The sequence below is a fragment of the Glutamicibacter sp. AGC46 genome (assembly GCF_053543715.1).
On record NZ_JBLVOJ010000024.1, the window covers coordinates 423,871 to 449,499 of the forward strand.

Sequence of the window (25,629 nt, forward strand, 5' to 3'; positions counted from 1 at the left end):
AACCCGGGGGGGCCTTGGCGCGAGCTGGAGAATCTACTTCTTGGCTGCGTAAGGATCGGCAATGCCGATGTACTGCACGGTGGTGTATTCCTCCAGGCCTTCGGCGCCGCCTTCGCGGCCCAGGCCCGACTGCTTCACGCCACCGAATGGTGCCGCGGCGTTGGAGATCACGCCAGCGTTGAATCCAACCAGGCCGAATTCGATCTGCTCCGAAACACGGAACATGCGGTTGAAGTCCTGCGAGTAGATGTAGGAAGCCAAACCGTATTCGGTGGAGTTGGCCAGCTTGATAGCCTGGGCCTCATCCTTGAACGTGGTCACTGGTGCCACTGGGCCGAAGATTTCCTGGCTCAGGATCTTGGCGTCGTTGGCGACATTGGCCAGCACGGTTGGCTGGTAGAAGTAGCCCGGGCCGTCAACTGGCGCGCCGCCGGTGATGGCAGTCGCGCCGGCGGCGACGGCGGCTTCAACCAGCGAGTGGACTTCGTCGCGGGCCTTTTCCTCGACCAGCGGGCCTACCGTGGTGTCGGCTTCGGTGCCGCGTCCTGGCTTCAGGGCCTTCATCGCTGCAGCGAACTTGGCGGTGAATTCCTCGGCAACGTCCTCATGGACCAGGAAGCGGTTAGCAGCGGTGCAGGCTTCGCCCATGTTGCGCATCTTGGCTGCCATGGCGCCCTCGACAGCAGCATCCAGATCGGCATCCTCGAAGACGATGAATGGTGCGTTGCCACCCAACTCCATCGAGGTGCGCAGGACCTTGTCTGCAGCGTCCTTCATCAGCTGCTTGCCCACCGGGGTCGAGCCGGTGAAGGAAACCTTGCGCAGGCGGTCATCTTGCATCAGCGGGCCGGAGATCTTCGAGGCCGAAGCGCCGGAGACCACGTTCAGCACGCCAGCTGGAAGGCCTGCTTCCATCATCGTGGCTGCGAAAAGCTGGGAAGTCAGCGGGGTCAGCTTGGCTGGCTTGAGCACCATGGTGCAGCCTGCCGCTACTGCCGGGCCGACCTTGCGGGTAGCCATGGCCAGCGGGAAGTTCCATGGGGTGATCAGCAGGCATGGGCCAACCGGCTTGTGCTGGACCAGGACCTTGTTCTTGCCCTCGGGGGTGGTGAGGTAGCGGCCGTAGTGGCGTACGGCTTCTTCGGAGAACCAGCGCAGGAATTCGGCGCCATAGGTTACTTCGCCATAGGCCTCAGCCAGTGGTTTGCCCATTTCCAGGCTCATCAGCAGCGCAAAGTCATCCTTGCGCTCGGTGACAAGGTCGAAAGCACGGCGCAGGATCTCCGCGCGTTCGCGTGGTGCGGTCAGTGCCCATTCGGCTTGGACTGCGTCAGCTGCATCCAGTGCAGCCATTGCGTCTTCGCTCGTAGCACTGGCCAGTGTCAGCAGCTTCTCGCCGGTAGCCGGGTCGAGCACGTCGAAGGTGCCACCGTCGGAGGCATCCCTCCATTCGCCATTAATCAATAGGCCGGTTGGCACCTTGGCAAGCAGTTCCGCTTCGCGCTGGGCAGTAATCGACATACGAGCATCTCCTGATAGAAAATAATGAAAACTAATCGTCTTTGATGTCTACGCTATTCCTGGCAGGTGGTGGCTGTAAATTGCCGTCTGCACGATAAACGCGAGCATTCATTGTGCATTTAGCCTATGCGACTTCGGCTATTTTCCCGCTTCGTGACGTGCTGCCAGAACAGCTTCATAAAGCTCGCGTTTCTTCACGCCGAATTTTTCGGCCACTTCGGCCACGGCCTGCTTCATGCGCATGCCTTCCTTCACGAGGGCTGCAACCTTGGGAAGCAAATCCTCGATGGATGCGGCCTCGGCTTCCGGGGCTCCGTGGACCACCACAACAATTTCTCCGCGTACGCCATCTTCTGCCCATGCGCGCAGATTTGCCAGTGAATCTCGACGGACCTCTTCAAACTTCTTGGTCAGCTCGCGGGCTACGGCGGCCTGGCGGTCTTGGCCAAATGCTTCGATAGCGGCATCCAGGAAGTCGCTCAGCCGGTGAGGAGCCTCGAAGAACACCATGGTGCGATCTTCGGCGAGCAAGGAATCCAGGCGCTTGCGGCGTTCCCCCGCCTTGCGCGGCAGGAAGCCTTCAAAGGTGAAACGGCCAGTGGGCAATCCGGACAGGGCCAGCGCGGTGAGCACCGCAGAAGGGCCCGGTACCGCGGTGACACGGATGCCAGCACTCAAGGCAGCGGCCACCAATGGGTAGCCGGGGTCCGAAACCGCCGGCATTCCTGCATCGGAAACCACCAGCACAGTCGCGCCCTCGGCGGCCAGGTCAATCACCTCCGAGAGCTTGTGAGCCTCGTTGTGCTCATGCAGGCTCATCACCCTCGCAGTGATTTTAATGCCCAGGGCATGGGCCAGGTGGTGGAAGTTTCTGGTGTCCTCCGCGGCGATGATATCGGCACTGGCCATAATCTCCCGCAGACGCGGGGAGGCGTCGGACAAATTGCCAATCGGGGTGGCTCCCAGGACGATTACGCCCTCATTATCTGAGTTCTGCACATTCTTAAGCCTACGCGACGCAGGAAAAGCCCACTTTCTGGACTTTCCACCGGTAGCATGAATTGGTGATGGGCACCTCGGTTTTAGACACTCCGGACTCCGGCCACGTACGCTCGGCGCGACAGGCCTTCACTTTCGAGAGCCTGAAACAGCGGCTCCTGCCTGTGGTGGCTCCCAGCGGCCCGCTGATGTGGATCATTCCGCTGGTCGTGACACTCATTGCCGGCCTCTTGCGCTTCGTCAACCTGGCGCACCCGCACCTGCTGATCTTTGATGAAACCTATTACGTCAAGGACGCTTTCGCGATGCTGCAAAGCGGATACGAGCGCGAATGGGCTGACGACAGCGATGGGAAGTTCATCGCAGGCGACCCGCAGCTGGAAGCTGAATCTTCCTTTGTCGTCCATCCGCCGCTGGGCAAGTGGATGATCGGTGTGGGCATGCTCCTCTTCGGTGATTTCAATGGCTTCGGCTGGCGTTTTTCCACAGCGCTGGTCGGCACCCTCTCGGTCCTGCTAGTCACCCTGTGCGCCCGCTTGCTCTTTGGTTCCCACGTCCTTGCCGGCATCGCCGGCTTGCTCATGGCCATCGACGGCCATTCCATAGTCATGTCGCGCACCGCGTTGCTGGACATCTTCTTGATGTTCTTTGTGCTTGCCGCGTTTTATGCCCTGCTCAAAGACCGGATACACGGCAGAACCGTGCTTGCCCGGAAGCTTTCAGTACCCGAGGGTAACCGGCCAGATGACTTCTTGCTCGTTCATGGCCCCATGCTCTGGTGGCGCCCATGGCGGCTGATCGCAGCGATCATGCTCGGTGGCGCAGTTGGCATTAAATGGTCGGCGCTGTCCTTCGTAGCTGTATTCTGCCTCATGGCGGTGCTTTGGGACTTTGGTGCGCGGCGCACCGCAGGAGTTCACAAGTGGCAGTCGGCGGCATTCATCCGCGACGGAATCTATTCCTTCTTCACCATGCTGCCGCTGGTGCTGCTGACCTATTTGTCCACGTGGACCGGATGGCTGATCACCCAGGGCGGCCGATACCGCCATTGGGCCGAGGAGAATCCCGGCGAAGGCATTAGCTGGCTGCCCTCGCCGTTGCGTTCCTTGTGGCACTATCACCAGGCTGGCTACGAATTCCATACCGGGCTCGACTCCGAGCATGGCTGGCAATCCTCGCCGTGGACGTGGCCCTTCGCCGGACGTCCAGTGCTGTTCTACTTCGAAGGCTACGACAAGGGAGCCAACGGCTGCGGGCTGGAGCGTTGCACCGAGGTCATTACCGACCTGCCTAACCCGTTGATGTGGTGGGCCTGCACCATCAGCATGTTCTTGCTGATTCTGTGGTGGATTGGCGCCCGTGATTGGCGCGCCGGAGCGGTCCTCTCATCGGTGGCGGCCGGGTTCCTGCCGTGGCTGATGTACCCAGAACGCACAATGTTCTTCTTCTACACCCTGCCACTGGTTCCGTTCATGGTGCTCGCGTTGACGTATATGATTGGCAGGTTCATTCCACGCGACCCTAATTCCAGTGCCGCGCACCGATCACGCATCATCGTACTCACCATATTCATGGCGCTATTCCTAGTCACGTCGGCCTTTTTCTGGCCGATATGGAGTGGGGAAATGATCGCGGATGACTACTGGCGCTTGCACGTGTGGCTCCCCAGCTGGGGCTAGGCTGCCCGTGGCTTGGCCACCTGTTTCCATGAAATAGGCCACTAAGACGACCATCGAATCCCAAAGGACAATTCTTCAATGCAAGAAGTAACCGTCGAGCTACTCACTGATCTAGCACCAGAAGTAAACACGACGAGCCTACTCCTTGATCGCGTAGCACGTGGGGCGCAACGACCACTGTTCAGCGTGCAGCGCGACGGCACCTGGCATGATCTCAGTGCCGGTGATTTCCTCATTGATGTCAAGCGCCTGGCAATGGCGCTGATCAATGATGGGCTGCAGCCCGGTGACAAGGTCGCCATTATTTCCCGTACCCGCTATGAATGGGCTTTGGCAGAGGAAGCGGTGTGGTTCGCCGGAGGCGTGACGGTCCCCATCTACGAAACTTCCAGCGCCTTCCAGATCGAATGGATCCTGCGCGACTCCGGTGCGCGCGTGGTTTTCGCCGAAAACCACGAGCTGCGCGCCAACGTCCGCCAGGCGGCGGCTCAGCTGGGCGAACCGGTTCGCACACACATCTTTGAAGGCTCCGACACGGCGGACAAGACGCTTATTCCCTCCGCTGGCCTGCATCAGCTGATGGTTCCTGCCAACCAAGTCGATGAGCAGCTGGTCGAATCCCGCCGTGCTTCCATGACCCTCCAGGACGTGGCCACGATGGTCTACACCTCGGGTACCACCGGGCGCCCCAAGGGCTGCAACATGACCCACTCGAACTTTGCCATGGTGGCGCATAATCTGGCCGGCCATATGCTCGAAGTGCTCGGTGAAGAGCGCCGAACGCTGATGTTCCTCCCGCTGGCCCACGTATTGGCTCGTGCCGTCCAGCAGACCTGCATCCACGGCGGATCGGTGATTGCGCATTCCAGTTCCATGGCCAATCTGGTCGAGGACATGTCCGCGGTCAAGCCCGGCTTCCTGCTGGCCGTGCCGCGCGTCTTCGAGAAAATTCGCACCACCGCTTTGGCCACGGCCGAACGTGGCGGCAAGGCCGAGCTGTTCCTCAAGGCAGAACAGGCAGCCATCGAGGTTTCCAAGATCCGTGACGCGCGTGCGCGTGGCCTCAAGACTCGCATGCCCTTGGGCCTGCGTGCCCGCCACGCCTTGTTCAGCAAGGTCCTCTACCCGAAGTTGCAGGCCGTCTTTGGCGGCCACTGCGGTTACGCGATTTCCGGAGCCAGTGCATTGAACCCGGACTTGGCGCATTTCTTCCGCGGCGCTGGCATTGAACTGCTCGAAGGCTACGGCCTGACCGAAACCACCGCCCCAGCCACCGTGAATCAAGCATCACGAATCCGCGTGGGCACCGTGGGTCGTCCGCTTCCCGGCACCTCCATCAGGATCGCCGATGACGGTGAAATCCTGGTCAAGGGCATTGGGGTTTTCGCGAGCTATCACAACAATCCTGCCGCCACGGCTGAAGTCTTCGATGAAGACGGCTATTTCAAGACTGGTGATACCGGTGTCCTGGATGATGGAGGATTCCTCCAGGTCACTGGCCGCAAGAAGGAACTGATCGTCACCGCCGGCGGCAAGAACGTCTCCCCTGGCCCGTTGGAAGAGATGGTCCGCGCCGGACGCATCGTCTCCCAGTGCGTACTGGCTGGCGAACAGCGCCCATTCATTACGGCCATGATGACCCTGGATCCCGAAGAACTGGTGCTGTGGGCCAAGGCCAAGGGGCTTGAAGCCATGACCCTGGCTGAGGCGGCGATCAACCCAGCAGTGATCGCCGAAATCCAGAGCTACGTGGATACCGCTAACTTGACCGTTTCCAAGGCTGAGTCCATTCGCAAATTCGTGGTCCTGGAAGAGGAATTCACCGAAGCTTCCGGGCACCTGACCAACTCGTTGAAACTCAAGCGCCAGAGCGTTCTCGAAGAATTCGAAGGCCGCGTGGAAGCCCTCTACCGCCAGTAATTCCCACTGGGTAAAGCAATGGGGAGCAGTTCACCATGAACTGCTCCCCCAGTGCTTTAAGCCTTGTGCCAGCTAGTTGCCAATGCCGAACGCACGGGCCTCCTGGCGCAGCCGGGCCGCCTCACGGCGGCGGCCGGTTGGCCAGCAACTGATCAACACAGCGACGATCGTGGCCAGCACCAGCACGGCGATGCCGATGGCGCTATCGAGCCAGTACTGCTCTGGGTACAGGCGGATCAGCGTATCGCTGACGTTGAAGGTCCAGGTGCCGTCGGAGAAGAAGAGGGCATGGAACTGGGTGAAGAAATTGTCCCATCCCACAATCGCGGAGACGGCCAGCGCAGCAATGCCCGCCAAGGCCAAGATCGCTCCCGAGAACAATGCACGCCGTACGCCGCCTGCATAGCGCTTGGCGAGGTACCAAACACCGATGATCAAGATGACCGCTAGAACAGCTCCGAGGATATAGGCGAACCCGATGAGGTTCTTCACGTCCACCATGTGCTGGACCTCCCCTTCGGTGAACATGCTTGAACCGGTGGAAAGCTTCAAGCCGGCCAAGTATTCGGGGCCGGCAAAGTTGTTCAGGTAATCCACACCGTAGCTGCCGTAGGTCAGGCGTTCAGAATCGGTGAAACCAAAGGAATCGCTCGGGAATCCAGGGCGGCCGTAGGACAGAGCCAGGAAAGCCGGCGTCGCGACCAAACGGATGCCAGCGATCAAGGTCAGCAGCGGGAAGACCAGAGCCACGATCACCTGGGCAGTACGGCCCAGGGCCGGCTTCGAGTTCAGCGCCCGTTCGCGCGCAACCCGGCGCTTCACGGCCGCTTCGGAAGGTTCCGGTTCTGGCGCGTAGCTGCCAAAGACGCGGTTGCGCGCCTGGGCAACGGCAGCCTTTGTTGTTGGCAGGGATCCGGTCTTCGGAGCAGCAGACACCGGTGGCACGCTTTGCACGGTGGTTGCCTTCTCGCTGGCCTGCGGCTCAGCGGACTTCCCGGCACCGGCGGCGGCTTCGCTTTGCACCTGCTTCTCCGCTTCGATTTCGTGCGGCAGCTTGATGGCGCGAATGACATCTTCTACTGGCTCTTTAGCGGCCGGCTTCGCAGCGGGCGCCTTGGCGGCAGGCTTCGCGGCCGCAGGTTTGGCCGCAACTGGCTTGGCGGCTGCCTGCTTGGACGCCGCGGGCTTGACGGCTGCCTGCTTGGACGCCGCGGGCTTGACGGGCGCTGGCTTGACCGGCTGCTTGGTTGCCGGGGCTTTGGCCGCAGCAGGCTTGGCCTCAGCTGGCTTGGCCGCAGGGGTCGCGGCAGGCTTGTCTGCCGCTGGCTTCACGGGGGCAGGCTGCGCCTTGGCTGCAGGAGCTGCAGTTGGGTTCTTGGTCTCGGCGTCGGTTTTGCCGGACATCGCGCGGCGGATGGCCTCTTTGCGGGCTTCTTCCTTTTGGGCAGCGGCGTTTGCCTGGGCCTGGTTCTTGTGCTTTTCCAGGCGCGCAGTAAGCTCTTCAGCTTTTTGGCTCAGGCTGGTCTGTGGGCTTGGCATGTTGCCAGTGGCAGCCGGTGCCGGCTGGCCCGTAGTTCCTTGCCCTCCAGTGGGGTTTTTCGCCGCCTCAGCCATGAGGAGTCCTCCTGCAATTCGCGCGATGGTGTGCTGTTTTGGGGTTGCTTTACGGGCCGAGTACGGCGCACGCGCCTTTAGCATATCCAGCGAGGCGAGTCATCTGACGGATTACCACACCAAAATTGGATTTCAGCTAGGACACAAAGAGGTGCTGCAGATGCCGCCGAAGTGCCGATGCAGGTTCAAGAATTCTTCGAGAAGAAGGTCTAGGCTTCTTCGTCGCCAGCTGGGAGCACAGCCAAGCGGACGCGAGTGTCAAAGCGCTGTGCACGGATATCGCGAGGACGGACCGAATCAATGGGCGAATCCGATGCGTGGCGAGGTTCGCGAACCTTTGGTTCTCGATCGCGGACGGCATTCACCAACGCGTTCAGCTCATCTTCTGGTTCAAGCACATCTGGGATGGCGCCACGGATCAGGCTCCACCCGCTGGGAACTGTCAGACGGTTCGCATGGCGGGCGCACAGGTCATAGCAGTGCGGTTCCGGGTACGTCGCCAAAGGCCCAAGAACAGCAGTTGAATCTGCGTATACGTAGGTAAGAGTAGCGCGGGCCGTTTCACGGCAGGCTGGGCGAGAACAAAGACGAAGACCTTCCACGTTTGCCATTCTACTCGGCTGGTCAGCACATCCTTGGGATCTTCGCCCATTTGCGGGCTGATGGGCACCGGCACAGTGTCGCAAGCGCTAGGCTGAGTTAATGAACTCCAAGTTGCCTGATCCGCCAAGCGGTTCCCGTCGCCACCGCCACGGACGCGGGCGGCGTGGCCCGCTGATGCCCATGCATCTTCCTGCTTACCGTTCACGGCCGGAACGATTTGATGATGCCGTGATGGCCAGTGCGCAAAGGCTCTCGGAACGCTGGCCCGGAGAAATTGAAAAGATCGATTTCCTGATTGATCCGGTGCCCAGTGACAAGCTGCTGGAACAGGCTGCTGCACTGGGCGAGCGGGTGCCGCTTGCATCATCAAAATCAGCTTCGGCTAGCCGCCCAGCGCGCATCATCATTTATCGCTTGCCCATTGAGCAGATTGCGGAAAACACCGGCGAACTCTTGGATCTGGTCCATCAGTGCGTGGTGCACGAGGTCGCGCAGCTTTGGATGAAACCCATCTCGGAAGTGGACCCCGCATATTTCCCTGAGGATCCGGACTACTAGGGCCATCTTCTCTAGCTGGCCTGGATCCGGCTTTCACGTCCCGGCGCATGGGAGGCCAGGCCAACGCGCACGGCACCGATCCATACCAGCGCAGCACCAACCAGGTGGGCGACCACAAGCAGCTCTGGCAGGCTGGTCATGGCCTGGATCGCTCCGAGCAGCCCCTGTCCGGCCAATACCCAGAGGTAGAGCTTGGCTTTGTGCGCCACGTCCGGTACTTGTTCTTTTCTTGCTTGACGCCACATCACCAAAGCAACAACCAGTGCGCCCACGGCTGCTGCGGCATGCACGAGAGTGATCTGCAGCCAGTCGAAGCCCATCCGCGGGACCTCGGCCGAGTCTCCGGCATGCGGACCTGAGCCGGTCACCCCGGTGCCAATGATGACGAGCAGGGCGCTGAGAACAACTAACCAGGTTCCCAGCGACTTCAGCGAATCCGTACTGGCTTTTGAGCCGGCGTTTCCCAGATTCTGCACCTTGTCCCAGGTGGCCGCAGCGGCAGTGAGCAGCAAGGTCGCAGCCAGGAAATGGGCGGCAACTACGTAGGGGTTCAGTTTCACCCAGACGGTGATCCCGCCAATGACCGCATTGAGCACAACAAGCCAGAACTGGAACCACGCCCATCGGGTGATGTCCGGAACTGGTTCGCGTTGCAGTCGGGCGGCAATGATGACCCAACCAACCGCTGCGCACAGGACAAAGGTGAGCAGCCGATTGACGAACTCGATGGTCGCGTGAATCCCCATTTCAGCGGTTGGCGCGATGGAGCCGCCGGTGCAGGTTGGCCAGTCGGGGCAGCCTAGTCCTGACCCGGTGACTCGAACGACACCGCCGCCGACAATAATCAGAATCGCTGCGATCATTGCCGATAGCGAAGCTGCCTTGAGCGAACTACGTTCCAGCGTGATTCGCTCAGCCAGCCATGCGAAAGGGGTCTTCAATTATCCAGTTCCTTAATGGCGGATTCCTAGCCGCCGATGTTCACCACAATGCCGTCGCGTCCGGCATTCGCCTGTGGCATGGCAGCCCAAGCGATGGAACGTTCGGAACCGAGCACCAGCTGGGCCAGGTAAGCGTTGGCATCTGTCGAGAAGATGACTGCTTGGGCATTTTCGGAGACAGATTTCGGATCAAAGACAACACTCTGCCCGGCCTTGATCTGGAGTTTCTTCGGTTCCTCCAGCTTGCCGTCCTTATTAACCACCACTGCTTCCACCGCTGAGTCTGCAGCTACGGCGGCGATGGCGAATTTCCCAGTGCCATTAGCCGACAGCGGCATGGCCTGCGTACCGGCTAGCGCGTTGGAGCTCACCGCCCAGGCAGTGTCCGAGGAGTCCTTCGGGTCCGCACCGCGAACCATCTTCACCGCTGCGGTGACCGGAGCATCGGACTCGACAACTACCGTGTAATAGCCACCAGCCAGCTGGGTCAGATCCACAATCTTCGTCGCGTCGGAGTCGACGGCGAGGTTATCGTCGAAGCTGGCGGCGACTTCGCCGTCTTCGCCCAGGACCTTCACCTTGAATCCAGCGCCCGAGGAGCCGGTTGCCGCAACGTGCAGCTGTGGAACCAACGACTTGTTGTCCTTGCTGAGCTTGGAAATATTCTCCTTGCTCTCGATCCACACTCCCGGAATCACCTGGCTATTGGAAGCCGTCGCGTTGGCGCTGACCAGTTCAACACCCGACGGGGTCAAACCGCGCAGGGCGGCCTGTTGGACCGATGCAGTGATTTTTCCGCCAACACTGGTGATTTCAGCCGAAACAGAATTCAGGTTCTGCGCGTAGCCGCCGAGCACGATGGCCCGGCTCTCCCCCGCTGCCAGAACAATGTTCTGCAGCGTCGAGGTGTCGATCAAGCCGTCTGGACCTCGAAGCCGCAGGGATACCTGGGCAGTGGTATGCGTTGGGTTGGCCAAATGCATCACGCTGGTGGATCCGGTACTTGTCTGCAGGCCAGTGAATCGCCAGTTGGACGCCGGGGCCTGGCACGTTGCGGCAGCAAGCCCTGCCAGGTCGCCATCCTTGGCTTGGTAGCTGCGCACGGCGCTGCCCTTCGAAGCGATTTCGCCCAGTGGCTGCAAGGTGTAGACCTGGGCGTCATCGATATCGTTGGCAGTTGAAACCTTGCTGGCGCGGCCGGTCAGGCCCTCATCATCAGCGCCACGGGCCTCGGCAGCTTCATCCTCAGCGATGCGTCCAGTCAGCTCATGCGCGCCGCTGCCATCGAGCTTGGTGAAGGAGGAGCCCGGAATGCGCTTGGCCAGATCCGAAACGGCAATGCTGCGCAGGTTGCTGGAAATGTCCTTGGCACCTGGGGCAAACTGCGCATCGGTGCCTTCCACGCCCTTGAGCAGCTGCGGGGTTGCCGAGCAAACGCTGCTGGAGTCACCTGCGGGCAGGTTCGTCACGGCAGCTGGCAACGACTTTTCGGCCGGTGCCGGGGCAAAAATTGATCCGGCACCCACTGCAGCGCCGGCAGCCGCAACGGCTACCAGGCTGAGCAGAATCGCGCCGGTCTTCTTGCGCGTCGGCGCGGCTGCCGCATCCTTGGAGGCCGCGGCGCGGGCCTTGTCCAGCTTCTGGCGACGCTTCGATACGTTGCCGGCCACCGATTCCGCCTGCGGCCCGGCTGCAGGCGCAGCCAGCGCACTGGCAGCGGCAAGTTCTTCCTTCGCGGCGTTCCGCGCGCGAACCTTCTCCAGCCGATGGCGGCGCTTGGCAGCCTTCGGATCTTCCGGTTCTGATGCCTTCGCAGCTTCTTCTCCAGGCTTCGGGCCGGCCGGCTGGTTCTTCTCAGCCTCGGTGGAACCAGCGCCAGCTGCGGCACCAGTGGCTGCCACGCCGGCAACTTGCGCAGCTGCGCCTTGCTGCCCCGAGGAGTCCCCGGCATCGTTCTGCTTCCCGGAAGCCCTAGCCGCTTCTGCGGCCGGCGGCTTGACTGGTTCGGAAACAACTACCGGGTCCTGGGCTGCAGGCTTCTTCGGTCCAGCGTCCTGGGCGGCACCAGGCCCCGTCTTGCTTCCAGCCGCGGCTGGGCCGGCGTTCTTGGCAGGCTCGGCGCCCTGGGAGTGTTCCGGCTGCGCAGCTGCATCAGTGGTGCCCGCGGCGGCTGCATCAGCTGCAGGCAGTTTGGCGTGCGCAGCCTCGGGCTGCTCCGATCCGGCTTGAACGGAGTCCGGCTTGGGAGCCGGCTTCTGTTCCGCCGGTTCGCCTTGAGCCTTCGCCTGGGCAGCCTGCGCGGTGGGCACCGTTTCCTTGGCGTCCTTGTTCCCTGACTTCGCCTCGGGCTGTGGCTTTGCCTTCGGTTCTTCCCGCTGAGCGGCCTTGGCTTCAGCCTTCGCCGCTTTCGCGGCGTTCTTCGCTTCGGCCTTGGACCGGGCCTGTGCTTCCTTGGCGCGGGCCTTGTCCAATTTGGCATCGACCTTGGCCCGGGCCTTGGCAGCCTTTGTCTCAGCACGCGATAGTGTCGCCGACACTGGGGTGGTGTCCTTGGCTTCTGGTTGCGCGGAGGCCGGTTTCGGGGCCGGGGTCTGTTCAGTTGGCTTGTCAGCAGAATCCGCTGAGTTCACGTTCTTCTCGTCGCTCACTACTTCTTCTCCTGCTCGGCATCGGCGTCCGAAATCCGGTCGCTGAGCTTCGGGGTCAAGTTCTCACGCATCTCGCTGGCGCGTTCGCGTGCCTCGCGTCGGCTCAGTGGCATGGTGCCGGTAGCCGGGCTCTGGACTTCGGCGGCCGCCAAAACGGCCGAGCCGTCGGCGAGTTCTTCATTTTCGTCGCGTGGTTCACGGAAGCGGTATTCGTTGTTGCGGTAGTTGGCGAATCGCCGCGAGCTTGGCACCGGAATGGCCAAGAGGACGGTAATCAGCAGAACTATCGCGCTGAGCACCAGAACCGGTATGGCCGTGGAGTCCTTGTGCGACAACGTCAGCTTGCCGCCCTCGGCAGGAAGCTCGTAAGCCTGGGCCCATCGAGTTTCCGAATCCTCGGGATAGGACACCGAACGCAGGGATTCGCCATCAACGCTGGCCCGCAGCTTCGGATCCGACGCTGTTGCAAGGACCAGGGTCCGCTTGGCATCAGAAGCCGGAATTTCCAGATTGGCGATCTTGCCACGCTGGGTCGGCAATACGCTCACGTCTCCGTTTTCAGCGACAACGCGGGCAAATCCAGCGCCCTGATTCTCTTCATCGGCTTCATAATCCACTCGCCACAACCAGCCGCTGTCGGTCTGGCCGACCGATGCCAGCCCAGTGGCCGCATCCAGGATGCGAACGGTCGCTGGGACAGATTCACCAGTCTCGTTGAGCACGACAAAGCCCACGCCCAAGTCGCGCAACGATTCGCGCGAATCCAATGCAGACTCGGAGAGCAGCATCGCTACGGCTTTGCTCTGAACCTGCGCGGTGGCAGAAGCTTCATTGCGTTCAGGATCCAGCAGCGGTCCGGTCAGTTGCTTGACCTGCGAGTAGCGGCTGATGCTGTCCAGGGTTTCACCGGAACCCGAAACCAACTGGCTGTCGATTTCACCGGAGGAACGCGGGCTGAGCACCAAGGTGCGCTTCTGGAATTCGGAGCGGCCCGCATCGGCTGCCGTGGCAGGCAGTGTGCGAGGCTGGGAGCTGTGGACCTGCTGAGCCGAATTCAGGGACGTCAGCGTTTCGGACTCCGCGGCCGGATTCAGCTGGGCGCCAAGCAGCACGGCGCCGGAAGCGAGAACCGCGAGCACGCTGAATGCGGCCATCAGGCTCATCGCTGGACGAGAACCCTGCGTCCGCATCGAGCGCGGCTGATCTTCATGGCGCAGGGCAGCTAGCGCGTTGGCGGCAGCTGCAAGCAATGCAAACATGGCAAAGGAGACGAACGGACCGGTGTAGGCGCTCACCGCGGTGTGCGAGTCCAAGGTGAACGGGACAAAACCGACGGCCCATCCCGCTGCCAGCGACAGGACTGCGCCCCACAGCAGGCGGCGGGAGTTCCGGCGCATGCTGGAACTGTGGCTGAGCGAAGAACTCAAGGTCCCGAAAACAGCCAGCACGATGATTGGAGCCCCGACCAGCAGTGCGGCGACCAAAGCCCACGGACCGGCGGGCAGGAAGTCCCAACCCACCAGCGAGGCGTTGGCGTTGAAGGATTCCGGGAAGCCCAGCAGCATCTGCCATGGGGCAGCTGGCGAGAACGCGCGCGCCGCACCGGGCTCGGTGAACAGCAGCCGCAGATCGCCCAGGCCGGCAAACAGCAGCGGAAGATTCCACACGATTGCAGGCAGCGGGATCCACCACAGGCTGCGTGCGCGGCGCACCGAGAAGATGGCCAAAACGTAAATCAGGATGCTGGCGGTCAGGAAGAATGAAACGGAACCGGCGGAGATCACCCAGAGCAGCAAGGCGGCGCTAGCCGAAGCGGTCCATGCGGATACGGATTGCTGCTTCGGGTTCTTGGGCTTCGCGCCTTCGATGGCCACATGGGCATTCATGGCACGGATAATTGCCAGGAAGAACAGCGGCAGCAAGATGTGGATCAATACTGAGCCGACTCGTCCCGAGGCCAGCGAAGAGACCAGTGAAGGCAATAGGGCCCAGATCAATGCGGCGAAGAACCGGACAGCACGCGAACGGCTCACCGCGCCAATGCCCCACCACGCGGTCAGGGCGGCCAATGGCATCGCGGCGAAGAAGAGATAGATCGAAGCTTCGTTGGCATGGTTGAAAGTCACCAGCGAGAAAAGCCAGAACAGCACATCGGAGTTATCCGGCGGAGCGCTCAATCCGGTGGTGATGTTCTGCCACCACGATAGGGCGTTGGCGCCGATTTCCTGGTTGCTGTTGGACAGCGGGCGCAGCGCGCCGCCGGACAAAGCAGTGGATCCAAGCAGGCTGCGCCAAGCAACCAGCGAAGCGGCCCCGGAGAGCAAGAGTGCCAGAATCAGCGAGAGTACTGCGGTGGTGCGCGGCGGACGGGCGATTCGCACGAAGTCGGAGAAGTTGTCACCGCTAGGTTCAACCATCGCGTCGGCGCCACTGCCATCCCCGTAGACCTCGCCATCGGCACGCCCGGTATTCACATTGCGGCGGTATTCGCGCACCTGTGCGCCGGAGACCATCAGCTTGCGGACCTGGCGGCGTGGAATTTCGCGGATCTGGGCGACGTTGCGACGTGAAGCGGCCAGCTTGCCCGGGGAGAACAGTCCGCGCAGGACCGAAGCCAGGTGGCTGAAGCCATGGCCCGGGTCCTTGGCCAGCAATGCTACGAGGAAGTGGCCGATGCCGCCGAGCAGCAATCCAATCCACAAAAACGGCAGTTCCAAAGGCGAAGCGAACTTCAAGCGCTGGAAGACTTCCGAGCGCTTGGCTTCGCGCGGGCCTGCCAGCGAGTCGACGACCTCGACCTGGTGGTACATCTTGGCACTTGGCACCACGACCACGCGGTGACCGGCCAGGCGGTTGCGCCAGCATAGGTCCACGTCGTCGCCACGGCCCGGAATAGCCGGGTCGAATCCGCCCAGCTGCTCAAAGACCTCGCGCCGGATAAACATGCCGGCCGAGGACACGGCAAAGTAATCGCTTCGTCCGTCGTACTGGCCCTGGTCGACTTCGTCGATATCGATCATGGTCAGGCGCTGGGCCTTGCGGTCCACGCTCAGCCCCACCTCGACCAGGTGGCGCGGGTTATCGATGTCCAGCAGCTTGCAACCGGCAATGGATACCGATTCGGAGGCCTCAACGGTCCGAGTCAGCTGTTCCAGCGCGTCGGGAGCAGGCATGGAGTCATCATGGATAATCCATAGCCATTCATCACGGTCCAAACGCGCTTCGGGCAGTTGCGAAACCGCTACTTCCAGCGACAGCCCCAAGGATCCTTCATCGGCGACCAGCAAGGCGGAGTTGGAAGGCAAGTTCGCCCGCAGGACCTCTAGCGATGCGTCAGAGGACGAAGCGTCAACTCCGACGAAGCGTTCGATAGGCCGGGACTGGTTTCGCAGTGCGGCCAAAGTGCGTGGTAAAAAGTCAGCGCCATCGTGCGAAGCAACGATGGCGGTGACGTGAATTGGCGGACGAATTAGATTGCTCGTTTCCGTAGACGGCGACGTTCGCGCTCTGAGAGCCCTCCCCAGATTCCGAAGCGCTCGTCATTGCTCAAGGCATATTCTAGACATTCCGAACGGACAACACATGCGCCGCAGACACGTTTCGCGTCGCGAGTCGATCCGCCCTTTTCAGGGAAGAACGCTTCGGGGTCAGTCTGTGCGCACAGAGCACGGGCCTGCCAGCCCAGCTCGCCCTCGTCAACTTCGCCGCCAACACCAAGCCAAACTGCCTTGATGGTTTCGCGCACTTCGTCATCCTCGTCGAGCTCAGGAGCCCACGAGCCAACCGAGGAGATTTCTTCGGTGTCGGATAACGTGTCGTGCTCTTTCAGGTAGCTGTCGGCCGCGGTCTCCAGATCGGCTGCAACTGCAACCCGTGCGGACTCACCGGCTTGAGGATCGACAAACCAGTCGGATGGTGCGTCCTCCAGCCCGTATTGAGCCGACGCAACAGCCGAGGTCGAAAATTCGGAGTACCCCTGCTCCAGATTCGCCATGGTGATGTTGACCTTTCGATTGGTTTGAGGAGATCGGGCCGTCATTGCTCCCGATCCATCCGGCAGCATTTATTCCATCGAACTAGCGAAAAGTGATGAACCTGCCCGGACTCACCATCTAATTACAGCCGTGTAACTCCGCTAGAGTCAAGCGGGGAGGTCATTCTAAGAAGAGTTCTCAGGAAACTCCCGGCACAACACGCCGTCAAAAGACGCACATGAGGTGGGCGAGTCCCGTCTTGGCTGAATTCTCGGTGAATTCTCAGTAATTAAATTTAAGGACATCCAATGAGCAATAGCCTACAATCACGAACATTTGTCGAGAATCTTCTCGCGCCGCGGCGCAGTTCAGCCTCCCCATGGCTCACCTGGTACTCCGTCAGCGGGGAACGCATCGAGCTGTCCGGACGGGTATTTGACAATTGGGTCGCGAAAAGCGCCAATCTCTTGGGCGAGGTTTTCGACCTCGATGAAGACTCGATCGTGGTGCTCGATTTGCCGGCGCATTGGAAGTCCCTGGTCGTGGCCCTGGCCGCGCTGCACCATGGCGCCACGCTGGTCGATGCTGGGCATGATGATGCACAGCAGGCATCGGTGTGGGTGACAGCCCAACCGGATGATGAGCGCATCCCCAGCAGCTCTGAAATCCTTGCCGTGAACCCGGCAGCTCTCGCGCTGTCCTTCGGCTCGGATCTCGGCCCTGTCGCAGAAGACTTCAATGCCTCCGTGCGTACCTACGGGGATCAGTTCTATCCCTCGCCAGTAACTGGTGATGCCTCAGCCATCGCAACCAATGGTGACGCCCCGGTCAGCCTTGCTGCGTTATTCGATACCGAAGCTAAGGCGCAAGGAACAATTCTAGTGCGTGCTCAGCAACCCGTGCTCTCCTTGCTGCCCTTCGCCGTTGGCCAGTGGGCAGCGGGTGACGGAATTGTGCTAGTAGAAGACGGGATGGAAGTGACCCAGCGCCTGCGCGACGGCGAACGCATTAACTTCGACTACCGACCAGCGGATTAGCGAGCCACCGTCGGTACCGTGCCGGTATCGGCCTGGCCAGCGGAATGCGCTGCGTCAGCGCCGGTATCGGCCTTGTGATTGCCCAGAACTTCGTGGTCGTGGGCGAATTCTTCCTCCGCATCCATCGCGCTGCCGAAGACCCAGAAACGGTAGGCGAAGAAACGGAAGATGGTGCCGAGCACCAAGCCGACTACCGAACCGGCAATGAACACCGAGGTGGGATCGGTCAAGCCCAGCCAGTATTTGGTGACCCATACGCAGGCCGCGGCAATGCCCAAGCCGATGGCATTCATGATGATGAACATCACGAGCTCGCGCACCACATTGGCCTGGCGGCGGTGGCGGAAAGTCCAGTAGCGGTTGGCCACCCAAGAGAACATCGTCGCGACGACGCCAGCAATGATTTTCGCTTTAACCTGGGAATCGCTCATGGAACCGTGCAGGAGCCAGACGTAGATCCCCGAGTCGATGATGAACGCAACGCCACCGACGACGCCGAACTTCGCCACCTCGCGCCACAGCAACGAGATGAGTCCGGCTATTTTGAGTTTGATGCGCTCGAGCAATTGTCCTCCAGGGAATATTGTTCCCGTCTGGCTAGCAGTAACAAGGCGCGCTAAGCACTACGAGAAGCGCGCGATCTTGCTATTTTATCGGCACTTTCTGGAAATTGACCGAATTGTGAGAGTAATCAGACAACGCGCATGCGATTCTCAACGTCGCTTTCGATACCCTTGTAATCGTGAGCTTTCCAAAAATTGGTGTGATTGGTGGCGGGCAGCTAGCCCGAATGATGGCCCCCGAGGCCCTGAACCTAGGTTTCGAACTGCATGTTCTTGCCGAAGGTCCTGATGTTTCGGCTGCGCGAAGCGTTCCCGACGCTCCTGTAGGCGACTACAAAGACCTCGAAACCCTGCGTGAATTCGCCAAGGGCAAGGACGTTGTCACCTTTGACCACGAGCACGTGCCCAACGAATTCTTGACCACCCTGATCAATGAGGGCGTCAACATCCAGCCCCGTCCGGCTGCGCTGATCCATGCCCAGGACAAGCTGGTCATGCGCGAGGCCATCGAACGCCTCGGACTACCGAACCCTGCGTGGGCCAAGGTTGACGATGTCGATGCCCTGATCGCTTTCGGTGAGCAGACCGGCTGGCCCATTGTGCTCAAGACCCCGCGCGGCGGCTACGACGGCAAGGGCGTGCGCATGCTGGACAATGCCCAAGACGCCAAGGATTCCGCCGACTGGTTCGCCCATGGCCCGCTGCTGGCCGAGGACAAGGTCGAGTTCTCCCGCGAACTTTCCGCGTTGGTAGCCCGCACCCCTTCAGGCGAGGCCAAGGCTTGGCCCGTGGTCCACACCATCCAGGTTGATGGAGTCTGCGATGAAGTGATCGCGCCTGCCCAGGATATTGACGAGGCCACCGCGGCCACCGCAGCCGATGCGGCCTTGCGCATCGCCGAAGAATTCGGCGTCACCGGAGTCATGGCCGCAGAGCTCTTTGAAACCCCGGGTTCAGGAGCCGGTTTCGTGATCAACGAATTGGCCATGCGCCCGCACAACACCGGCCACTGGACCATGAACGGTTCGGTCACCAGCCAATTCGAGCAGCACCTGCGTGCGGTTCTGGATCTGCCGCTGGGCGAAACCCGCGAGCTGGGCGTGACTGTGATGAAAAACTATCTCGGCGGCGCCAACCAGGACCTCTACTCGGCTTTCCACGCCGCCTTGGCCGCCGCGCCAGAAGTCAAAGTCCATGCCTACGGCAAGTCCGTGCGCCCGGGCCGCAAGATCGGCCACGTCAACGTTGTGGCTAACGCCGGGCAAAGCGTAGATGAACTTCGTTCGCAGGCCAATAAGGTTGCCGCGCTCATCCGCGACGGCATCGAAGCCGCCGTCTAGACTTTATTTTGATCAAGAGCCGCTGCCGCGTACCGGGCAGCGGCTCTTACTAGAACACCGCAAGGAAATATCTCATGTCTGAAGCACCACTGGTCGGCCTCGTAATGGGTTCTGATTCCGATTGGCCGGTCATGCGCCTGGCCGCACAGGCACTGGCCGAATTCGGAATCCCTTTTGAAGCGGACGTCGTTTCGGCGCACCGCATGCCAGAAGAAATGATCGATTACGGCAAGAAAGCCCACGAACGCGGACTGCGCGCAATCATCGCCGGCGCAGGCGGTGCAGCGCATCTTCCGGGCATGCTTGCAGCTGTTACACCGCTGCCGGTGATCGGAGTTCCAGTTCCACTGGCTAAACTAGATGGAATGGACTCCCTGCTCTCCATCGTCCAGATGCCTGCAGGAGTCCCCGTAGCAACTGTTTCCATTGGCGGAGCACGCAATGCCGGCCTGCTGGCTGTGCGCATGCTCGCAGCGGGAACCGATGAGCTAGCCGAATCGTTACAGGTAAAGTTGCTTCAGTTTGCAGATTCACTGCGCGAGCAAGCCCATGCCAAGGGTTCGGCTTTGCGCGCTGAAGTTGCCAACGAGAATTTCGCTTCCTAGGGAAAGTCCAAAAGTACATGGGTTCTGCTAGTCACCGCGCACCAAGTCCGTTGCGCCAGCCGGAGACCATCAGCTCTCCGCAGCGCAGCAAGCGGGCTCTGATCCTGGTCCTGCTGACCATCTTCTTCCCCGGCGGCGCTCAGCTGGTCGCGGGAAATCGCAAGCTTGGACGGATCGCAGTGTCCATCACCATGGCCTGCTGGCTGGCCATTCTTGCGCTGGTTGCCCTGTACTTCATTGATCGTTCGATCATTCTCGGCTGGGTTGCCCACCCGAACTTCCAGCTGTTCTTGATCATCGTGCTCGGCACGCTGGCCCTGGGCTGGCTGATCATGTTCATCAACACCTTGGTGATTATCCGGCCTAAGCTGCTGGCCCCTGGCATGCGTGCCATCGTTACCATTTTCACCCTGGCAGCCGTGGTGGCCACCAGCGGTGTCTTCATCTACGGCGCCTCGCTGCTGAATACCGGACGCGAAACCATTGTGGCCGTATTCGATGAAGGACCCGCCTTCGAGCCAGTCGACGGGCGCTACAACATCGCAGTGTTCGGTGCCGACTCCGGTGCCAACCGCGAAGGCGTCCGCACCGACGTTGCGGCTCTGCTTTCTGTTGATGCCAAAACCGGCAAGAGCCTGCTGATCTCGGTGCCGCGCAACTTCCAGAGCGCACGCTTCGCCCCGGGCTCGCCCATGGAGAAGATCTGGCCCGAAGGCTACAACTGCGGCGACGAATGCATCTTCAACGCCATCTACCGCAATGCCGAAACCGAGCACGCGGATGCTTTCCCCGAGACCGTGAAGAACGTCGGCGCGCAAGCTGCCATGGACGCGCTGGAAGGCACCACGGGGCTCCCTGTCCAGGGCTACGTCATGATCAACATGGCCGGGTTCGAGCAGTTTGTCGACGCATTGGGCGGGGTCACCATCGACTCCGGCGGATGGGTTCCCTACAACGGGAAATACCACGAAAACAGCACCGTGCGCACGCACTGGTTCGCACCGGGCACCCACGAATTCACCGGCAAGCAGGCATTGTGGTTTGCTCGCTCACGCGACTTCACCGATGACTACCACCGCATCAAGCGCCAGCAGTGCTTGCAGCAGGGAATCATCAAGCAGTTCAAGCCGCAAACGATCCTGAGCAATTTCACTTCGATCATGTCCGCCGGTGAACAGCTCGTTGAAACCGACATTCCAGCAGGTCAGCTCGGTTCCTTCGTATCCCTGGCCGAGAAGGTCTCCAAGGAGCCAATGGCCCGCTTGACCCTCGGTGCGCCGGACTTCGAACGCAGCTTCTCCACCTACCCCGACTTCGACAAGCTGCAAGAGCGTATCCAGACGTTGATCGCAAAGCAGAACGAGCCGGAGAAGAAGAAGGAAAAGAAGAAGGACAATCCTGAAAAGAGCGAGGACACCTCCAAGTCCTCGGCTCCGGAAGAAACAACCCAGGCTTCCGAAGAAGCGCCGGAAACCACTGACGTGAACAATGCTCCGAAGCTGTCGAAAGAGGACAGCCCGGAATTCACCCAGCCAGATGGCAGCCCGATCACCGAAGAGTACCTGGTGCAATTGGAAATGGCCGGCTACCGCACGTTGATTTCAGAGATCGCGGCCAATAACGACGAATGCTCGGTTCCGTAAACGGTTAAGACCCCCCGACCGCCATGCGACCCAACTACCGCTCCTGAAAGGCTATGGTCAAAAGACGTGTTCGAGTTGAAAAACGCGATTAGGGACTACCACTGGGGATCTGCTTCGCAGATTTCCGATCTGCTCGATCTGCCCGCGGAAACCACCCCGCAGGCCGAGATGTGGCTCGGTGCCCATCCCGGGTGCCCGAGCCGGATCTCCGATAGCGGGACAGCGCTCAATGATTTCATCGCCGAGGATCCAGAGCACATACTGGGTTCAGCAGTCGCCCAGCGCTACGGACGTCTGCCCTACCTGTTCAAGGTGCTCTCGGCGACCCAGCCGCTGTCGATCCAGACTCACCCCACGCTGAAGCAGGCCCAAGAGCGTTTCGCCCAGGAAAACGCGGACGGCAAGCCGTTGGATGCTGCTGACCGCAACTACCGCGATGACAACCACAAGCCGGAGATGCTCTTTGCCCTGACCGACTTCGTGGCGCTATCGGGCTTCCGCCAACCAGCGCAGATTGTTGAAGACCTGCAGATCCTGGCCGCGCAGCTGCCGGACTCGGCGCATGCCCCGATAGGCCAGCTGCTCGACCTGCTGCAGGGCACCGATCCGCTGGCCCGGACTTTCAAGCATGTGCTGACCGCGGGGGACGAAATTTCCCAGCTGGTAGCGCAGATCAGCGAAGCAGTGGCAGGCAGCCCCGAATTGCACGGCAATGCCCATTTCGCCGAGCTAGCCTCGATCAACAAGATCTATCCTGGCGATCCGGGGGTCTTGGTCGCACTGCTGCTGAATTTGATCTTCCTGGAGCCTGGCCAGGCCATCAGCCTGGGCGCCGGCAACGTCCACGCCTACCTGCGCGGTTTGGGAATCGAGGTCATGGCCAATTCGGATAATGTGCTGCGTGGAGGCCTGACCAGCAAGCATATCGATGTTCCCGAACTGCTGGACGTCACCATTGCCGCCCCCTCCCCTGCCCCGATCCTGGAGCCGGTGGCCCTTGATACCCATGACCGCTTGTACAAGCCCGACTTCGAAGAGTTCCAGCTGCAGGTACTCGATCCCATAGAGCCGGGCCTTGCCGCTGATCTGCAGCTGCACGGTGCCGCTGTGCTGCTGTGCACCGCCGGTGAGTTCCTGGTAGCCACGCGTGAAGGCGAACGCAGCATCAGCCGCGGGCAGTCGTTGTTCCTCACCGCGGCCGAACTGCCAGCCACCGCCATCTTGCAGGGCACCGTTCCGGGCCAGCTCTTCGCAGCCAGCGCCCAGATCGACTAGCTGCACTGCACTGAGGCCCTTCGTGGCACTATAGGGGCCAAACGCAAAACTGCGAGCCATGGACTTGAATCAAGTCCATGGCTCGCAGTTTTGCAATCAGATGCGGATTAGCGGGTGTAGGCTTCCCACTTATCCTGGTGGTGCTCACCCTCGACGAAGCGGATGGTGCCGGACTTGGCACGCATGACGATCGACTGGGTGTGGATGCGGTTGTCCTTGTAGCGGACACCGCGCAGCAGGTCGCCATCGGTGATGCCGGTCGCTGCGAAGTAGCAGTTATCCGAGGTCACCAAGTCGTTCGTGGTCAGCACGCGGCCCAATTCGTGGCCGGCGTCGATGGCCTTCTGCTTCTCGTCGTCATCAGTTGGCCACAGGCGGCCCTGGATCACGCCGCCCAGCGCCTTGATAGCGCAGGCGGTCACGATGCCTTCAGGGGTGCCGCCGACACCCATCAGCGCGTCAACGCCGGTGCCTTCGCGGGTTGCGGCGATGGCGCCGGCAACGTCACCGTCCATAATCAGCTTGGTGCGGGCACCAGCCGCGCGGATCTCCTCGATCAGGCCAGCGTGGCGTGGGCGGTCCAGGATGGTCACAGTCACCTGGCTGACCTTCTTGCCCTTGGCCTTGGCGATCAGATGCAGGTTCTGCTTCACTGGCAGGCGGAGGTCAACGAGCTCGGCTGCCTCTGGCCCGGTGACCAGCTTCTCCATGTAGAACACGGCGGAGGGGTCGAACATCGAACCGCGGTCGGCTACGGCCAACACGGACAGGGCGTTGTTCAGGCCCAGCGCGGTCAGACGGGTTCCGTCAATCGGGTCGACTGCGACGTCGCATTCGGCGCCGGTGCCGCTGCCAACCTGTTCTCCGTTGAACAGCATTGGAGCTTCGTCTTTTTCACCTTCGCCAATCACGACAACGCCGTTGAAGTTCACGGTGGACAGCAAGCCGCGCATGGCGTCGACTGCGGCACCGTCTGCGGCATTCTTGTCACCGAATCCGACCCACGGCGAGGAAGCGATGGCTGCCGCTTCGGTTGCACGCACCAGCTCCAGTGCTAGGTTGCGGTCCGGCTCCGCGTCGGAAACCGACAGTCGCGGAGAAAGGTGGGCATAATTGTTCTTTTCGGTCACGAAAGATCCCATCACTGAGTCGTAGTCATTGCGCCTATGCAAACAAGGACATTCTATCCTCTAGAGTTTTCGCTTTACAGTTCGTGTCGGGAGTGCCTGCTCATAGTTCGACGTGCGTTTGGGCACTCTGGTTCGAATTCCACAGAATCTTCGGGGAGAATAGAAGGCGTGCAACCTGAGAAGAACACCGAGAACAGCGTCCCGGCTACCGGCAACACGGCCAACGGTACCCAGACGCCTGCTGCGTCCCCTCGAAGCCTCGACGATCCGAATGCCACCTTCGAGGATCTGCCGTACAAGCCGCAGCTCACCGAGAAGCAGGCCAAGCGCGCGAACCAGACCTTCAAGGGCATGGTGCTGTCCATCGGCTTCACGGTTGCCATACTCATTCCGGTGCTCATGCTCAACCCGCCGCCCAAGGACGACGCGTTTGAAAGCGACGTCAACCTGCAGGCCACCGCGGAACAGACGGAACAGATTTCTGGCTTTGAGATCTTCGCCCCGGAACTGGGCGAGAAGGAATACGCGAACTTCGCTCGCTGGCAGGCTAACACTGCACAGGGTGTTCCCTATTGGGAATGCGGCCTCGTCTTCGAAGACAAGAACTTCGTGTGGGTTCGCCAGGCTGCTGACGCCAACCCGACATGGATTGCCCTGATCACCGATGCGGCGACGCCAACCGAAACTCGCACCATCGGCGGAGCGCAGTGGGAAGTGCGCATCAAGGACCAGAGCACGTACCTGATCTCCGAGTTCAAGGACTCCACCGTCGTACTTTCCAGTGACACCTCGGCCGAACAGCTGAACAGTGTTGCCGAACAGGTCGCTAGCGAGCTGGATTAAGTCACGTTCACGGGAAAAGCCAGTCATATATTCGATATTCGAACAGCATCCCGTAGAATCTGAGTCATGCTCTCTGAATCAACACAACCGACCCTGACGCCTAAAGAGGCTTGGGAAAAGCTCAGCGCCGGCAATTTCCGTTTCGTCAACGAAGATACCCAGCACCCCAACCAGGACAGTGCTCGGCGGCAGAAGTTGATCTCCGGCCAGGAACCTTTCGCTGTCATCTTCGGCTGCTCTGATTCCCGCCTTGCGGCAGAGATCATTTTCGATGTGGGTTTGGGCGACATGTTCGTGGTGCGTACCGCAGGCCATGTCCTGGATCCAGCAAGCCTCGGTTCATTGGAATTCGCCGTTGACGCCCTGAACGTACCGTTGATCGTCATCCTCGGGCATAACTCCTGCGGTGCGATTACCAGCGCCATCCAAGCCAAGGAAACTGGCAACATGCCCAAGGGCTTCGTTCGCGACCTGGTCGAGCACATCACCCCTTCAGTCCATGCCGCCGAACGCAAGGGCATCACCGACGTGAACGGCACCGTTGTCGAGCACGTCAAGCAGACCACCGACCGTCTCGTCGACCTGTCCAGCATCATCGCGCTGGCCATCGAAGAGGGCCGCACCGCGGTCGCCGGCGTTGCCTACCACCTGCACGATGGCCGTGCCCAGCTGGTCTCCAGCCTGGGCCTCGACTAGAAGCTCCAAGCTTCAGGAAAAGCCTTGTAAAACGGCTTTT

Annotated in this window: 20 protein-coding genes; 10 read left to right on the forward strand and 10 right to left on the reverse strand. The window is 60.9% G+C overall.

Annotated features, from left to right (window positions below; all coding sequences use genetic code 11):
- Positions 1-33: 33 nt before the first annotated feature.
- Both ACNPM8_RS13980 and rsmI read right to left on the reverse strand, forming a co-directional pair.
- Entirely contained in the window at positions 34-1,521 is a 1,488-nt protein-coding gene (locus ACNPM8_RS13980) for an NAD-dependent succinate-semialdehyde dehydrogenase (protein ID WP_105657476.1), read from the reverse strand.
- Positions 1,522-1,659: 138 nt separating this feature from the next.
- The gene (rsmI, locus tag ACNPM8_RS13985; RefSeq protein WP_400290151.1) at positions 1,660-2,520 is read right to left on the reverse strand and encodes a 16S rRNA (cytidine(1402)-2'-O)-methyltransferase; all 861 of its coding nucleotides are present in this window, start codon (positions 2,518-2,520) and stop codon (positions 1,660-1,662) included.
- 68 nt (positions 2,521-2,588) lie between these two features.
- Between rsmI and ACNPM8_RS13990 the strand changes: the two genes are divergently transcribed.
- Positions 2,589-4,199 carry a dolichyl-phosphate-mannose--protein mannosyltransferase gene (locus tag ACNPM8_RS13990; protein ID WP_332488484.1) on the forward strand — a complete coding sequence of 537 codons (1,611 nt, stop codon included), beginning with the start codon at positions 2,589-2,591 and terminating at the stop codon, positions 4,197-4,199.
- 78 nt (positions 4,200-4,277) lie between these two features.
- Positions 4,278-6,119 carry an AMP-dependent synthetase/ligase gene (locus ACNPM8_RS13995; protein ID WP_133833069.1) on the forward strand — a complete coding sequence of 614 codons (1,842 nt, stop codon included), beginning with the start codon at positions 4,278-4,280 and terminating at the stop codon, positions 6,117-6,119.
- A 72-nt stretch (positions 6,120-6,191) separates the two neighbouring features.
- Here ACNPM8_RS13995 and ACNPM8_RS14000 read toward each other — a convergent pair whose 3' ends face one another.
- Together ACNPM8_RS14000 and ACNPM8_RS14005 are read right to left on the reverse strand one after the other, a co-directional pair.
- A complete protein-coding gene (locus ACNPM8_RS14000) occupies positions 6,192-7,658 on the reverse strand; it encodes a TIGR01906 family membrane protein (RefSeq protein ID WP_400342568.1) in 1,467 nt (488 codons plus the stop codon).
- A 284-nt stretch (positions 7,659-7,942) separates the two neighbouring features.
- Entirely contained in the window at positions 7,943-8,344 is a 402-nt protein-coding gene (locus ACNPM8_RS14005; protein WP_208294212.1) for a DUF3499 domain-containing protein, read from the reverse strand.
- Between the two features lie 91 nt (positions 8,345-8,435).
- On the opposite strand from ACNPM8_RS14005, the gene ACNPM8_RS14010 reads away from it, so the two are divergent.
- Positions 8,436-8,894, forward strand: a complete 459-nt coding sequence (locus tag ACNPM8_RS14010; RefSeq protein ID WP_105657471.1) for a metallopeptidase family protein — start codon at positions 8,436-8,438, stop codon at positions 8,892-8,894.
- Positions 8,895-8,905: 11 nt separating this feature from the next.
- Here ACNPM8_RS14010 and ACNPM8_RS14015 read toward each other — a convergent pair whose 3' ends face one another.
- From ACNPM8_RS14015 to ACNPM8_RS14030, 4 genes are read right to left on the reverse strand one after another with little or no spacing between them, the layout of a single operon-like run.
- The gene (locus ACNPM8_RS14015; RefSeq protein WP_400342567.1) at positions 8,906-9,835 is read right to left on the reverse strand and encodes a COX15/CtaA family protein; all 930 of its coding nucleotides are present in this window, start codon (positions 9,833-9,835) and stop codon (positions 8,906-8,908) included.
- A 26-nt stretch (positions 9,836-9,861) separates the two neighbouring features.
- A complete protein-coding gene (locus ACNPM8_RS14020; RefSeq protein WP_400342565.1) occupies positions 9,862-12,483 on the reverse strand; it encodes a DUF5719 family protein in 2,622 nt (873 codons plus the stop codon).
- The gene (locus tag ACNPM8_RS14025) at positions 12,483-16,007 is read right to left on the reverse strand and encodes a glycosyltransferase family 2 protein (protein ID WP_448940111.1); all 3,525 of its coding nucleotides are present in this window, start codon (positions 16,005-16,007) and stop codon (positions 12,483-12,485) included. The genes ACNPM8_RS14020 and ACNPM8_RS14025 overlap by 1 nt, the downstream gene beginning before the upstream one ends.
- Positions 15,953-16,477 carry a WhiB family transcriptional regulator gene (locus ACNPM8_RS14030; protein WP_400342891.1) on the reverse strand — a complete coding sequence of 175 codons (525 nt, stop codon included), beginning with the start codon at positions 16,475-16,477 and terminating at the stop codon, positions 15,953-15,955. Before ACNPM8_RS14030 ends, ACNPM8_RS14025 begins: the two co-directional genes overlap by 55 nt.
- Positions 16,478-16,765: 288 nt before the next feature.
- Here ACNPM8_RS14030 and ACNPM8_RS14035 point away from each other — a divergent pair, with 288 nt between their 5' ends.
- Positions 16,766-17,494 carry a TIGR03089 family protein gene (locus tag ACNPM8_RS14035; RefSeq protein WP_448940041.1) on the forward strand — a complete coding sequence of 243 codons (729 nt, stop codon included), beginning with the start codon at positions 16,766-16,768 and terminating at the stop codon, positions 17,492-17,494.
- On the opposite strand, the gene ACNPM8_RS14040 is transcribed toward ACNPM8_RS14035, so the two are convergent.
- Entirely contained in the window at positions 17,491-18,060 is a 570-nt protein-coding gene (locus ACNPM8_RS14040; RefSeq protein WP_105657466.1) for a GtrA family protein, read from the reverse strand. The genes ACNPM8_RS14035 and ACNPM8_RS14040 overlap by 4 nt on opposite strands.
- Positions 18,061-18,236: 176 nt before the next feature.
- Here ACNPM8_RS14040 and ACNPM8_RS14045 point away from each other — a divergent pair, with 176 nt between their 5' ends.
- The 4 genes from ACNPM8_RS14045 (at position 18,237) to manA (ending at position 22,920) form a co-directional block, all read left to right on the forward strand.
- Positions 18,237-19,397 carry a 5-(carboxyamino)imidazole ribonucleotide synthase gene (locus ACNPM8_RS14045; RefSeq protein WP_448940042.1) on the forward strand — a complete coding sequence of 387 codons (1,161 nt, stop codon included), beginning with the start codon at positions 18,237-18,239 and terminating at the stop codon, positions 19,395-19,397.
- Between the two features lie 74 nt (positions 19,398-19,471).
- On the forward strand, positions 19,472-20,002 hold the full coding sequence (gene purE, locus ACNPM8_RS14050) for a 5-(carboxyamino)imidazole ribonucleotide mutase (RefSeq protein ID WP_105657464.1): 531 nt from the start codon (positions 19,472-19,474) through the stop codon (positions 20,000-20,002).
- A 17-nt stretch (positions 20,003-20,019) separates the two neighbouring features.
- The gene (locus ACNPM8_RS14055) at positions 20,020-21,645 is read left to right on the forward strand and encodes an LCP family glycopolymer transferase (protein ID WP_105661716.1); all 1,626 of its coding nucleotides are present in this window, start codon (positions 20,020-20,022) and stop codon (positions 21,643-21,645) included.
- A 66-nt stretch (positions 21,646-21,711) separates the two neighbouring features.
- Positions 21,712-22,920: a mannose-6-phosphate isomerase, class I gene (gene manA, locus ACNPM8_RS14060; RefSeq protein WP_400342562.1), complete on the forward strand. Its 1,209-nt coding sequence runs from the start codon at positions 21,712-21,714 to the stop codon at positions 22,918-22,920.
- Between the two features lie 107 nt (positions 22,921-23,027).
- On the opposite strand, the gene glpX is transcribed toward manA, so the two are convergent.
- Positions 23,028-24,062, reverse strand: a complete 1,035-nt coding sequence (gene glpX, locus ACNPM8_RS14065) for a class II fructose-bisphosphatase (protein WP_105657461.1) — start codon at positions 24,060-24,062, stop codon at positions 23,028-23,030.
- Positions 24,063-24,218: 156 nt separating this feature from the next.
- On the opposite strand from glpX, the gene ACNPM8_RS14070 reads away from it, so the two are divergent.
- Together ACNPM8_RS14070 and ACNPM8_RS14075 are read left to right on the forward strand one after the other, a co-directional pair.
- A complete protein-coding gene (locus ACNPM8_RS14070; RefSeq protein WP_400342560.1) occupies positions 24,219-24,893 on the forward strand; it encodes a DUF4245 domain-containing protein in 675 nt (224 codons plus the stop codon).
- Positions 24,894-24,959: 66 nt separating this feature from the next.
- Positions 24,960-25,589, forward strand: a complete 630-nt coding sequence (locus tag ACNPM8_RS14075; protein WP_105657459.1) for a carbonic anhydrase — start codon at positions 24,960-24,962, stop codon at positions 25,587-25,589.
- The last annotated feature ends 40 nt before the right edge of the window (positions 25,590-25,629 follow it).

Bases quoted from the DNA above. Each gene is read 5' to 3' on its own strand.
- ACNPM8_RS13995 (WP_133833069.1), top strand. From the start codon at position 4,278: ATGCAAGAAGTAACCGTCGAGCTACTCACTGATCTAGCACCAGAAGTA.
- ACNPM8_RS14000 (WP_400342568.1), bottom strand. From the start codon at position 7,658: ATGCCAAGCCCACAGACCAGCCTGAGCCAAAAAGCTGAAGAGCTTACT.
- ACNPM8_RS14005 (WP_208294212.1), bottom strand. From the start codon at position 8,344: ATGGCAAACGTGGAAGGTCTTCGTCTTTGTTCTCGCCCAGCCTGCCGT.
- ACNPM8_RS14030 (WP_400342891.1), bottom strand. From the start codon at position 16,477: ATGGCGAATCTGGAGCAGGGGTACTCCGAATTTTCGACCTCGGCTGTT.
- ACNPM8_RS14010 (WP_105657471.1), top strand. From the start codon at position 8,436: ATGAACTCCAAGTTGCCTGATCCGCCAAGCGGTTCCCGTCGCCACCGC.
- ACNPM8_RS14035 (WP_448940041.1), top strand. From the start codon at position 16,766: ATGAGCAATAGCCTACAATCACGAACATTTGTCGAGAATCTTCTCGCG.
- purE (WP_105657464.1), top strand. From the start codon at position 19,472: ATGTCTGAAGCACCACTGGTCGGCCTCGTAATGGGTTCTGATTCCGAT.
- ACNPM8_RS13980 (WP_105657476.1), bottom strand. From the start codon at position 1,521: ATGTCGATTACTGCCCAGCGCGAAGCGGAACTGCTTGCCAAGGTGCCA.
- ACNPM8_RS13990 (WP_332488484.1), top strand. From the start codon at position 2,589: ATGGGCACCTCGGTTTTAGACACTCCGGACTCCGGCCACGTACGCTCG.
- glpX (WP_105657461.1), bottom strand. From the start codon at position 24,062: ATGGGATCTTTCGTGACCGAAAAGAACAATTATGCCCACCTTTCTCCG.
- ACNPM8_RS14055 (WP_105661716.1), top strand. From the start codon at position 20,020: ATGGGTTCTGCTAGTCACCGCGCACCAAGTCCGTTGCGCCAGCCGGAG.
- ACNPM8_RS14075 (WP_105657459.1), top strand. From the start codon at position 24,960: ATGCTCTCTGAATCAACACAACCGACCCTGACGCCTAAAGAGGCTTGG.